This is a genomic window from Achromobacter sp. UBA5777 (assembly GCF_002418565.1).
Taxonomy (GTDB): Bacteria; Pseudomonadota; Gammaproteobacteria; order Burkholderiales; family Burkholderiaceae_B; genus Achromobacter; species Achromobacter animicus.
Window position 1 is genome coordinate 1 of record NZ_DIEJ01000021.1, and the last position, 11,428, is coordinate 11,428.

At 65.5% G+C, this 11,428-nt stretch carries 14 protein-coding genes; 6 read left to right on the top strand and 8 right to left on the bottom strand.

Features of this window, described 5'->3' with window-relative positions; translation table 11 throughout:
* From B3446_RS00990 to B3446_RS01000, 3 genes are all read left to right on the top strand, one after another.
* Positions 1 to 513 (top strand): DedA family protein (locus tag B3446_RS00990; RefSeq protein ID WP_291376706.1); only part of this gene is annotated, 513 nt, incomplete at its 5' end.
* Between the two features lie 13 nt (positions 514 to 526).
* Complete coding sequence (locus B3446_RS00995) at positions 527 to 1,078, top strand: hypothetical protein (RefSeq protein ID WP_286899959.1); 552 nt, start codon at positions 527 to 529, stop codon at positions 1,076 to 1,078.
* 91 nt (positions 1,079 to 1,169) lie between these two features.
* Positions 1,170 to 1,820 carry a dUTPase gene (locus B3446_RS01000; protein WP_291376725.1) on the top strand — a complete coding sequence of 217 codons (651 nt, stop codon included), beginning with the start codon at positions 1,170 to 1,172 and terminating at the stop codon, positions 1,818 to 1,820.
* A 17-nt stretch (positions 1,821 to 1,837) separates the two neighbouring features.
* On the opposite strand, the gene B3446_RS01005 is transcribed toward B3446_RS01000, so the two are convergent.
* The 6 genes from B3446_RS01005 to B3446_RS01030 form a co-directional block, all read right to left on the bottom strand.
* Positions 1,838 to 2,950: an NADH:flavin oxidoreductase/NADH oxidase gene (locus B3446_RS01005; protein WP_291376710.1), complete on the bottom strand. Its 1,113-nt coding sequence runs from the start codon at positions 2,948 to 2,950 to the stop codon at positions 1,838 to 1,840.
* 96 nt (positions 2,951 to 3,046) lie between these two features.
* Positions 3,047 to 3,817, bottom strand: a complete 771-nt coding sequence (ehuA, locus tag B3446_RS01010) for an ectoine/hydroxyectoine ABC transporter ATP-binding protein EhuA (protein WP_105239461.1) — start codon at positions 3,815 to 3,817, stop codon at positions 3,047 to 3,049.
* Entirely contained in the window at positions 3,814 to 4,485 is a 672-nt protein-coding gene (gene ehuD, locus B3446_RS01015) for an ectoine/hydroxyectoine ABC transporter permease subunit EhuD (RefSeq protein WP_175123452.1), read from the bottom strand. The genes ehuA and ehuD overlap by 4 nt, the downstream gene beginning before the upstream one ends.
* A complete protein-coding gene (gene ehuC / locus B3446_RS01020; protein WP_191575598.1) occupies positions 4,482 to 5,135 on the bottom strand; it encodes an ectoine/hydroxyectoine ABC transporter permease subunit EhuC in 654 nt (217 codons plus the stop codon). The genes ehuD and ehuC overlap by 4 nt, the downstream gene beginning before the upstream one ends.
* 9 nt (positions 5,136 to 5,144) lie before the next feature.
* Positions 5,145 to 6,056: an ectoine/hydroxyectoine ABC transporter substrate-binding protein EhuB gene (ehuB, locus tag B3446_RS01025; protein ID WP_291376714.1), complete on the bottom strand. Its 912-nt coding sequence runs from the start codon at positions 6,054 to 6,056 to the stop codon at positions 5,145 to 5,147.
* A 178-nt stretch (positions 6,057 to 6,234) separates the two neighbouring features.
* Entirely contained in the window at positions 6,235 to 7,389 is a 1,155-nt protein-coding gene (locus B3446_RS01030) for an ABC transporter substrate-binding protein (protein WP_291376716.1), read from the bottom strand.
* 292 nt (positions 7,390 to 7,681) lie between these two features.
* Here B3446_RS01030 and B3446_RS01035 point away from each other — a divergent pair, with 292 nt between their 5' ends.
* Together B3446_RS01035 and B3446_RS01040 are read left to right on the top strand one after the other, a co-directional pair.
* Positions 7,682 to 8,107: an OsmC family protein gene (locus B3446_RS01035; RefSeq protein ID WP_056562575.1), complete on the top strand. Its 426-nt coding sequence runs from the start codon at positions 7,682 to 7,684 to the stop codon at positions 8,105 to 8,107.
* A gap of 129 nt (positions 8,108 to 8,236) precedes the next feature.
* Complete coding sequence (locus tag B3446_RS01040; RefSeq protein ID WP_291376719.1) at positions 8,237 to 9,526, top strand: Nramp family divalent metal transporter; 1,290 nt, start codon at positions 8,237 to 8,239, stop codon at positions 9,524 to 9,526.
* 78 nt (positions 9,527 to 9,604) lie between these two features.
* On the opposite strand, the gene B3446_RS01045 is transcribed toward B3446_RS01040, so the two are convergent.
* Entirely contained in the window at positions 9,605 to 9,826 is a 222-nt protein-coding gene (locus tag B3446_RS01045) for an XRE family transcriptional regulator (protein WP_105239468.1), read from the bottom strand.
* 171 nt (positions 9,827 to 9,997) lie between these two features.
* Complete coding sequence (locus tag B3446_RS01050; protein WP_291376722.1) at positions 9,998 to 10,630, bottom strand: TetR/AcrR family transcriptional regulator; 633 nt, start codon at positions 10,628 to 10,630, stop codon at positions 9,998 to 10,000.
* A 127-nt stretch (positions 10,631 to 10,757) separates the two neighbouring features.
* On the opposite strand from B3446_RS01050, the gene B3446_RS01055 reads away from it, so the two are divergent.
* On the top strand, positions 10,758 to 11,428 hold a 671-nt coding region (locus B3446_RS01055), incomplete at its 3' end, for an MFS transporter (RefSeq protein ID WP_291376724.1).

The following is an 11,428-nucleotide window of genomic DNA, read 5'->3' on the forward strand; positions in this document are numbered from 1 at the left end:
ATGCTGCTGACGGGCGGCCTGATCGGCGCCGGCACGCTCGCGCCCTGGGGCGTGATCGCCTGGGGCATCGCCGGCGCGATCGTGGGCGACGCGCTCTCGTACTATCTGGGCCGCTGGGCGGGGCCCAGCGTGCTGCGGCGCTGGCCGCTCAAGCAGCAGCGCACCGGCGTGGCGCGGGCTCGGCTGTTCTTCTACCGCTATGGCTTTGCGTCGGTGCTGATCGGCCGCTTTCTGGGCCCCATCCGCTCCACCATTCCCACGGTGGCGGGCGTGATGGGCATGGCGCATGGCCGCTTCCAGCTGGCCAACGTGCTGTCGGCAGTGCTGTGGATGCCCCTGATGCTGGCGCCCGGCTACATTACCGCGCGCAGCCTGGGCACAGCGCAGAACGCGCAGCAGATCGCCATGATGATCGGCGCGGGGCTCTCGGTTTTGCTAGGATGCGGGCTTCTCCTCGNNATCGCCATGGTGCGCAAGCGCCGCCAACCGGTGCGCGCGCGGCGGGGCAATTGATCCGGAGAGCGTCATGGCCATTGATGCCGAGCCCAAGAACGGCGATTTCGCGCGCTATATCGAAGAGTTGACCAACGCGAAGGGCGCCTCGCCGGGCCGCATCGCCAGCCGGCGCGAAACGCGCAGGCAGACAGCGCCGGTTGCCGTGCCGATGCCCGTGGCCGTCCCGCCCTCCCCGACGCCCGGTTCGCTGTCCGACGCGCCTTGGGGCAATACCGCGTCGCCATCCCCGCGTGCGCGTTCGGCATCCGAAGCGCCCCTGGCGACGTTCCCGGGCCAGCCCGACGAGGCCAACATCACGCTCGCCCGGCAGGCGCGGTCACGCAAGATCGGCGCCGTGCTGACGGTGGCCGGCATCATGGCAGGCTGGGCCGCGGCCAACATCGCTTTCCGCGCGTTTCACAGTCCCCGGTTCGAACTGGACGAACTGATGCCCGCCGTGTTCCTGGCCTTCTTTGCCTTCATGCTGTTCAAGGCGGCCAGCAGCGCGCGCAACCCGCGCAAGTCGCCTTTGAACAAGCTGCCGCCCCTGACGCCGTCGTCATACCGCAAGGACGGCGCCTGACGCGCCGCAGCTTGGGTGTTGGCGTTGGTGCTAACATTTCCGGCCATTGAACCAGCCCCCTCCCGGAGTGAAAGTGAACAACGTAGTCGGATTGAACCAGGCCCAGGCGGCCACGATGCTGAAGCTGCAAGGCCATCTGAACAGCATGATCAATCCGGACTGGGTCAACGGCGGCGCCCGCTTCCTGCGCGCCGCGTTCGTCGAATCGGCCGAAGCCCTGGAGCACTACGGCTGGAAGTGGTGGAAGAAGCAGACCATCGACCTGCCGCAGGTCCAGATGGAACTGGTCGACATCCTGCACTTCTATCTGTCGCACACGATCGTCCAGTCGGCTGGCGACGTCGAAGCCGCCGCCCGCGCGCTGGTGGCCGACCTGGCCACGCCGGCCTCCGTCGTGCTGGACGGCAAGACCTACGCGCTGGACTCACTGAACGTGCCGGAACTGCTGGAATTGATCGGCGGGCTGGCCGTGTGCGGCCGGGCCAGCTTCAAGGTCCTGGAGCAGACGATGACCGCCTGCGAGATGACCTGGAACGATGCCTACACGCAATACGTGTCGAAGAATGTCCTGAACATCTTCCGCCAGCAGCACGGCTACAAGGAAGGCACCTACATCAAGATCTGGAACGGCGAGGAAGACAACGTCGTGCTGGCGCGCCTGCTGTCGCAGCAGGATCCCGCCAGCGCGGACTTTGCCGACGTGCTGCATCGCGAGCTGGAAGCCGCGTACGCCAAGCTGTAGGGCGCATGGCTGACGGACTACCGCTGCCCGAAGCGCGTCTCGCCAAACAACGCCTTCAGCTCGCGCGGCTGCGACCGCCAGTATTGCTTCGGCGCGCTGACCTGGCCGTCCAGTTCGGCCGCCGCGTGCCACGGCCAGCGCGGGTCGTACAGCATGCCACGCGCCAGCGCGACCATGTCTGCCTTGCCCTGCGCCAGAATGTCTTCAGCCTGTTGGGCCTCGGTGATCAATCCCACCGTGATGGTCGGCATTCCGATCCGGCGCTTGATCTCGTCGGCGAACGGGACCTGGTAATTCGGCCCTACCGGAATCTTCTGCTGCGGCGACACGCCGCCGCTGGACACGTCGATGAATTCACAGCCGCGCGCTTTCAGCGCCTCGGCGAACACCAGGGTCTGCTCAAGGTCCCAGCCGCCCTCCACCCAGTCCGTCGCCGATACGCGCACGCCAAGCGCCACGGAAGGCGGCGTGATATCGCGCAGGGCCTGAAAGATTTCCAGTGGAAAGCGCATGCGGTTTTCCAGCGATCCACCGTAAGCATCGTCGCGCCGATTCGACAGCGGTGACAGAAACTGATGCAGCAGATAGCCATGTGCGGCATGCACCTCGATCGCATCAAAGCCCAGGCGCAGCGCGCGGCGGGCGCTGTCCACGAACGCATTGCGGATGCGTTCAAGGCCCGCGTCGTCCAGCGCATGCGGCGCGGGCTCGTGCGCGTTGTGCGGCACGGCCGACGGCGCCCAGCCTAGCCAGCCGCCAGCGCTTTCGGGCACCAGTTGGCCGCCGTTCCAGGGCGCATCGCTGGATGCCTTGCGGCCGGCGTGTCCCAACTGGATGCCAAGTTTGATCGGAGAATAGCGGCGCACGGCGGCGACCACCTTGCCCAGTGCGGCTTCGGTCTCGTCGGACCATAGACCCAGGTCTCCCGGCGAGATGCGGCCATCGGCCTCGACCGCGGTGGCTTCGGTAAACAGCAGCGCCGCGCCCGATAGCGCCAGATGCCCCAGGTGGATCATGTGCCAGTCGGTGGCACGGCCCTCTTCCGCCGAGTATTCGCACATGGGTGCGATGACGATGCGGTTGGGCAGTTCGACGTTGCCGATTGACGTGGGGCTGAACAGATGGCTCATGCGAGGGGCTCCGGGTGCATTGGACGACACAGCATAGCGCCCGGACATGCAAACGCCCCCAAATCCCAACGCCCCCGGCAGGGTTTAAGCGCGCGCCTACTGCCCTTCGATCACCGAATCCAGGAACTGGCGCGTGCGCGCCTCCTTGGGCTGGCTGAACAGCACTGACGATTCCGCGTCTTCGACGATATTGCCCTGGTCAAAGAACAGCGTGCGGTCCGAGCTGCGTTCGGCGAACTTCATCTGGTGCGTCACGATGATCATCGTCATGCTGCGGCGTGCAGACAGGTCGCGCAGGATCTGCAGAATCCCGCCGACCAGCTCCGGATCCAGCGCGGACGTGACCTCGTCGAAGAGCATGACCTGCGGACACATCGCCAGCGCGCGCGCGATGCCGACGCGCTGTTTCTGCCCGCCCGAAAGCTGCGCCGGGTACACGTCCAGCTTGTCCCCCAGCCCCACCATCTCCAGGTACTCGACGGCACGATCGCGTGCCTGGTCGCGCGGCATGCCCAGCACGTGCAGCGGCGCCTCCATGGCATTGCCTAGCGCCGTCATGTGCGGGAATAGGTTGAAATGCTGGAACACCATGCCGATCTTGCCGCGCACGTTGCGCAGGTGTTCGGAATTGACGCCGGCGGGGCGGCCCTGCGCGTCGGTCCACATGGGTTCGCCGTCGATCTCGATCTCGCCGCTGGTGGGCGGGTCCAGCGTCATCAGCACGCGCAGCAACGTGGATTTGCCCGAGCCCGACGGCCCGATGACGGCCACCGTCTGTCCCGCCGGAATCTCGAGGTTGATGCCGCGCAGGACTTCCACGTCTCCAAAACGCTTGTGCAGATTCTTGATGCTTACGCTGGCGCTCATCGCTTTCCTCCAAATCGTTGCAGGCGGGCCTCCAGGCCGCGCACGCCCCAGGCCGCGACCAGGCTCAGCGCCAGGAACAGCAGGCCCACCAGGGTCAGGGGTTCGGTGTACCGGAACGTCGCCGATCCGATCATCTTGCTTTGCTGCAGCAGCTCGACCACCGTGATGGCCGACAACAGCGGGGTGTCCTTGAACATGGCCACCAGATAATTGCCCAGCGCGGGCACCACGGGCGGAATCGCCTGCGGCAGCACCACGCCCACCGTCGTGCGCCAGCGCGACATGTTCAATGCCGTGGCGGCTTCCCATTGGCCGCGCGGCACGGCCTCGATGCCGGCGCGGTAGACCTCGGCGCAGTAGGTCGCATAGTGCAGGCCCAGCGCCACGATCCCCGTCATCAGCGGCGACATCTGCGCCCCCGTCAGCGGCAGGACATAGAACAGGAAGTACATCTGCACCAGCAGCGGCGTGCTGCGCACGAACTCGATGAAGAACGCCGTGGGCAGCGACACGATGCGCAGCTTCGATCGGCGAAGCATCGCAAGCACCAGGCCCAACGTGACCGCCACCAGCATGCCGAGCACGGTGGCCTGGATGGTGATGACAAGCGCCGAGCCCAGCGTGGGCAGGATTTCCAGTGCGAAAGACCAGTCGAATATCGGTGTCATCGGACTCGGACCCTCCGCTCGAGCAGGCGCACGCCCGCGGTGATCAGGAGCGCCACGGCGAAGTACATCAGCAGCATCAGCGTGAAGATCTCGGTCGTGCGCAGGGTTTCGCTGCGCAGCAACTGGCCGCGGAAGGTCAGGTCGGTGATGGTGATCAGCGACACCAGCGCGGTGTTCTTCAACAGCTCGATGAGCAGGTTGCCCGCCGGCGGCAACATGGCGGGCACCGCTTGCGGCAGCACGATGCGCTGCATGATCTGGCGGCGCGTCAGGTTCAGCGCCACGCCCGCTTCACGCTGCCCGGGCGGAACGGCCCGGATGGCGCCGCGCACCACTTCCGCACCGTACGCGCCCGCGTTCAGCGCCAGCACCACGATGCCGACCAGCATGGCCGGCAACTGCACGCCAAACAGCGGCAGCACGAAGTAGAACCAGAAGAGCTGCACCAGGGCGGACGTGCCGCGAAAGACCTCGACGTACACCGACGCCGTCCACCGCACCGGCCGCAGGGAAGACAGCCGCCCGATCCCGGACAGCAGTGCAAGCGGCACCGCGAGGACGACCGCGCCCGCCATGATCTGGAGCGTGACCGCCAACCCCTCGAGCAGGGGCGGCACCAGCTCCGCGATATGTTCAGACATCAGCTGCATCGGCGCTCCTTACTGTCCGCTGCAGAGCTTGTCCGCGGTCACGCCTTGGGGCAGTTCGTCGGCGGTAAAGCCGAAAGGCGCCACAAGCTGCTTGTGCTCGTCGGTGCCAATGAACTTGGCCAGTTCGGCGTTGAAGGCATCCGCGAAGGCCTTGTCGTCGGTGCGGAAGGCGTAGGCGCCGTAGCCGCGCACGCCCTTGCCGTCGATGACCGGATCGGTGAACGGATCGGCCTTCTCCAGCCCGCTGCCCTCCTGCGTCTTGCCCATCAGGTCGTTGACGGTGAGCGCGGTGGCGGCGTAGGCATCGGCCCGGCCGGCCTGCACGCCGGACAGCGCGCTGACGGCATCCGGGAACACGACCACCTGGCCGGCCGGTATCTTGACCTTTTCAGCGTACTCGCCCTCGATCGCGCCGACCACGACGCCTAGCTTGGCGTCCGGGTTCTTCAGCACGTCTTCGTAGCTATGAAGATTCTTGGGATTGCCCTGCTTGACCAGGAACGCTTCGCCAACGCCGTACGTCGGATTGGAAAACGCGACCTGTTGGCAGCGGCTGGGCGTGACGTACATGCCGGCCGCGATGATGTCGAAGCGCTTGGCGGCCAGGCCGGGGATCAGCGATCCGAACTCGGTCAGGACGCCTTCAACTTCGTTGATGCCCATGCGCTTGAGCACCACGCGGGCAATCTCCACGGATTCCCCGGTGACCTTGGCCTCTTTGCTATCCATGTACGCAAACGGCGCCTCATTGGCATAACCAATGCGGATCTTGCCCGCCGCCTTGGCTGCTTCCAGGGTGCTGGCGTTACTGGCGGTCTCGCCGCCCGCGGCCGCGGACTTGTCGCCGCCCGAGTCCGAACATGCGGCGAGCACGCCCAGGCTCAACGCCAGCAACAACCGTCTGGATTGGATGAGGGTCATGAATTATTTCTCCCGAATTTATTTCTAGGTGCATGGCTTCACTAAAAATAATACGCTAAGAAATGATTCGGACACGAATGATATAGGCATGAAAAAGCAGGCCTAAGCCTGCTTTTGCCGTCCGTTGCCCTATGGAGCGTTAGAACACGTTACGAACGGTACAGAGATATGGCACCAATTATTCTGCGTAGGAAAAACGCCCGTTTTTAACCGTGCCCATCACGCGGGCACGCTCGTCGAAGCCCTGGTGATTGTCTTTGGTGATGTTCAGGACGCCATTGGGCACGATCAGATCGCGGGTGTTTTCCAGCGCATCGCGCAGCGCCAGGCGGAATTCCGGGGTGCCGGGCTTTGCACCGGTTTTCAGGGCGCGCGACACGGCCGAGTCCAGCAGCATCCAGGCGCCGTAGGCATCACCGGCGAACTGCGTCAGCGTGTTCGGACCGTATTGCTGTTCATACTTGTCGGCGAATTCCACGGCCACCTTCTTGACCGGGTTGGAATCGGGCAGCTCGCGCGCCACGACGCCCGGGCCCGTGGGGAACAACGTCCCTTCCACATCCTTGCCGCCCACCTGCAGGAACTCCAGCGTGCCGATGCCGTGCGTCTGGTAGACAGCGCCGGTGAAACCGCGCTCCAGCAGCGTCTTCTGAGGCAGCGCCGCCGGCGTGCCCGAACCGGCAATCAGCACCGCGTCGGGCTTGGCGGCAATGACCTTAAGCACCTGTCCGACGACCGAGGCGTCGGTGCGCTGGAAGCGTTCCTGGGCCACGATCTTCAGGTCCGAGCCGGCGGCGGCCGAAAACTCTTTCCACCAGCTGTCGCCGTACGAATCCGCAAATCCGATGAAGGCCACGTTCTTCAGGCCTTTTTTCTTCATGTCCTCGACCAGCACGGTCGCCATGAGCGAGTCGTTCTGCGGCATCTTGAAGGCCCAGATGCGCTTGGGATCCGACTGAGGCTCGACGATGACGCTGGACGCCGCCAGCGCGATCATCGGGGTCTTGGTCTCGGCCAGGACGTCCAGCCCGGCCAGCGCCGACGCCGTGATGTTGGGGCCGACAATCGCGTCGACCTTGTCTTCGGACGTCAGCTTGCGCATGTTCTTGACCGCGCGGCTCACGTCCGTGCCGTCGTCCAGCACCACGTAGCGCGCGGGTTCGCCGCCCAAGGTGCTGGGCCATAGACGGATCGCGTTGTTGGTCTGGATGCCGATGGCGGCGGCGGGGCCCGTGGTGGACACGTCCACGCCGATCACGATTTCGGCTTGAGCGGACAGGACGGGAACAGCCAGCGCGACAGCGCAGGCGTAGCGGGCAAGGATGCGAGGCATGACTACGGCTCTTGGGAAGAAGTGAAGGAGATGCCGCTATTTTGCCTGATGCGCTCACGCGTCTTATTGATATGGCCGGCCCATCTCAATTGGCCGGGCGCGCGACAGGCATGCGCGGTCGCCCTGCCGTTACATCGGCTTGCCGTTGCGTACCCGCGTTTTCCGCAACGGCTGGGGTGGCGGGCCGTATCATCGACGGTGCCGCCTGAGGCAAGGCGCGCCGTCCGCGGGACGGCGCCTCTCCCACCCAGAACGCGCCGCACACGGCCGCGTTCCCACACAGGAGTCCTGTATGAAGAAAACCGCATCCGCCGCCTGGTCGGGCGATCTGAAGACTGGCAAAGGCACGATTTCCACGCAGAGCGGCGCGCTCAAGAGCCAACCCTATGGCTTCAACACCCGCTTCGGCGACACGCCGGGCACCAACCCCGAAGAATTGCTGGGCGCGGCGCACGCCGGCTGCTTCACGATGGCGCTGTCCAACATTCTTTCCGAGGCCGGCCTGGTCGCGGACAGCCTGGACACCAAGGCCGAAGTCACGCTGGACAAGCTCGACGATGGGTTCGCCATCACCGCCGTCCATCTGACCGTCGAGGCGGTCATTCCGGGCGCCTCCGCAGAGGCCTTTGAGGACGCCGCGCGCAAGGCCGAAAAGGGCTGCCCGGTTTCCAAGGTGCTGAACGCCAAGATCTCGATGGACGCCAAGCTCAAGTCTTGATCCACGCGGGCGATCCGGCTTCCGAACGGGGGCCGGATCATTGGCGCGCCCTATTCCGGGCGTGGTCAAAATCAATTGGACGATGCAAAGTCGCTTCCGGACAATGAGAACCATTCTCAGGAGCGACGCATGACCGGATTCATCTACGCGATTTCAGGCGGCAATGCCGCCCTGGCGCAGGACGCGCGGATTTCCGCCAACCTGCGCCGCATGGTCGGGTCCGGCATTCTGGTGGCGGTCGGCTACATCGACCCGGGCAACTGGGCCACCGACATCGCGGGCGGCAGCGGCTTCGGCTATGGGCTGTTGATGGTCGTCATCACATCGGCGTTTCTGGCCCTGGGCTTTCAAGTGCTGGTGTCGCGTCTGGCGCTGGCAACCGGCCAGGATCTGGCTACCCTCACCGCCCGCCACCTGTCGCCCCGCCTGGCCAGAGCCGCCTGGCTGGCCGGCGAGGCCGCCATCCTGGCCACCGCGCTGGCGGAACTGATCGGCGGCGCGATTGCGCTGCGGCTGCTGTTCAAGCTGCCGCTGATCGCCGGGGTTGCCGTCACGGGCATCGGCACCTTCGCCGTGCTGGCCATGACGCGTGGCAATGCCGACCGGCATGAACGCGTGATCGCCTTGCTCTTGTCCGTGGTGGCGCTGTCGTTCGTATTTTTGCTGTTCAAGGCCAATCCGGCCTGGACGGAAGTGGCCCATGGCGTGAGCGAGACCGGCAAGGCACTGCGCGATCCGCAAGGTTTTCTGATTGCACTAGGGATTCTGGGCGCGACCCTCATGCCGCACAACCTTTACCTGCATTCCGGCACGCTGGCGCAACGGGCGCAAGGCTTGCCGCAGCAGGCGCGCGGCATGGCGATGCGCGTGGCGCGCAACGACACCATCGTGTCCTTGGGCGTGGCGATGCTGATCAACGCGGCCATCATGATCGTGGCCGCGGCGTCGCTGTCCGGCTCCGGCATGGTGGTGTCCAGCCTGGATGACGCGCATGCGGTGATCGGCCACACGTTAGGGATCGGCGCAGCGGTGGTGTTCGCCGTGGCCTTGTATGCCGCCGGACAAAGCTCCACCATCACGGGTGTGCTGGCTGGCCGCATCCTGTCGCAGGGATTCCAGGTGGGCAGCAACTGGTCGGACCGCCGCCGTGCTTTGATGACGCGCGTGGTGGCAGGCGCCGCCGCCGTCGGCCTGTTGGCGTTCACGGGCGGCAAAGATCCGGACGGATTGCTGGTGCTCAGCCAGGTCATCCTGAGCCTGGCGTTGCCCTTCGCGCTGGGACCGCTGGTAGTGCTGGCGTGCCGCAAACGCCTGATGGGCGCCTATGTGCTGCGGGGCGCCTGGGCCTGGGCCGCGATCGGGGCAACCGTGGGCATCATCGTGCTGGACGGCTACCTGCTACTTGATCTCGTCGCCTGAACGGGCCACGCGGCCCTCCGCGGCGGGCACAAAAAAAACGCCAGCGATCAAAGCTGGCGTTTTTTCTGGCGGGGTACTTCAGTGGTAGGCGGAGACTACCGGGTGCTGACGGCGGCCGGCGTCCATATTGTGCAGGACCTCGCCAACGGCGCCGCCCAGTGCGGCCATGCGCAGCTTCAGGCGCAACCAGCGCGAGCCTGCGTGGGGGCCGGACAGGGTTTCCGCCTTGATGGCCTCGCGGATCAGGGACCGCTCCAGCGCATCCGACATACGGGCATTTTTCAACGCGGTATCGCTCATGATTCTCTCCTTGAGAAAAGCGATGTGGAACAACGTGAGGCCATCTTAGATCCACGTATGCTGCGTTGCAATAAAAATCACAAACATTTTTTTCAGCGTTGCGCAATGGGGACAAACACCACCAAAACGGTGCGCGCCGCACAGGGTTACGCACCGCTTTTGTGCGATGACCTAGCCCATCCGGCGGGGCAGATGCGCCTGGATCAGCTTGTCGGCCATCGCCGCCACCCTGCCCGCCGGTCCGCCTTCACCAAAAAGCTGGCTTGAGACGAATGCACCCTCGATCAGCAGCAGCAATCCGTCTGCCAACGCTTCCGGGTCCTCCGCCCCCATCCCGGCAGCCATGGCGTTCAGCCGGCGGCGCAGTTCGCGCTTGTGCTCCACGGCGACGGCGCGGGCGGGATGCTCCGATTCCGGGTACTCGACGGCCGCGTTCGTCAGCCCGCAACCCCGATAGCCGTTCTGCACCGCGCGGCCGGCCATGCCGGTCAGATAGTCGAGCAACTGGGCGCGCGGGTCGCCCGGATGCGCAGCGCAGGCGGCGTCAAAGCGTGCCCAGAATTCGGCGTCGTAGTCGCGCAGGTACGCAGCGGCCAGTTCGTCCTTCGAGGAAAAGCTGCGGTACAGGCTGGGCTTGGTTACGCCCGCCTGGGTGACGATGGCATCTACACCCACCGCGCGGATGCCGTCGCGGTAGAACATCTCGCGAGCGGTCTTGCGGATGCGGTCGGCCGCCAGAAGCGGCTTGGATGCGGATTTGCCGGCCTTGCCGGTGGCGGCGGCGGATGGGGTCTTGCTGGCCATACAGGGGCTCCTTTTTTGCGGAACGACACGCACGGCCGCTCCGGAAACAGGGTCGCCAAAAAACGCTTGACGATGTTACTGACCGGTACGTACTATGCGCGAACCCTAATACGTACCGGTCAGTCACATGAGTATAGCCCAGCCTCCCTTCCCCTTCCGCCGCGCCGGCCAGAAGTATGCGTTCGTGGTCGTCGGCGTGATCTTTTTGTCACTGCTGGTCGCTGCCGGCTTGCGATCTTCGCCCAGTGTGCTGCTGGTTCCTCTTGAAGAAACGTTTGGCTGGAGCCGCACCTCGATTTCGTTTGCCGCGGCGCTTGGCATTTTTCTGTACGGATTGGTGGGTCCGTTTGCGGCCGCCGCGATGGAACGCTTTGGGCTGCGGCGCGTGCTGATCACCGCGCTGATCCTGATGTCGGCGTCCAGTGCCGTCAGTGCCTATATGACCGAGCCCTGGCATCTGATCATGACCTGGGGCGTGTTCTCGGGCCTGAGTTCGGGCGCCGTGGCGATCGTGATGGGCGCCACCGTGGTCAACCGCTGGTTCGTCAAGCACCGCGGACTGATGATGGGCTTGCTGACCGCCAGCGCCGCCACCGGCACGCTCGTGTTTCTGCCGGTCCTGGCCGCGCTGGCCTCGTCCGGCGATTGGACGCGCGTGGTCTGGACGGTCGCGGGCGCCGCGGCCGCGCTGGTGCCCTTGGCCTGGTGGCTGGTGCCCGACCGTCCTTCCAGCGTGGGCCTTGTGCCGTTCGGCAGCGATCCGCACGCACCGCCCGCGCCCGCCGCGCCGCGCACCGG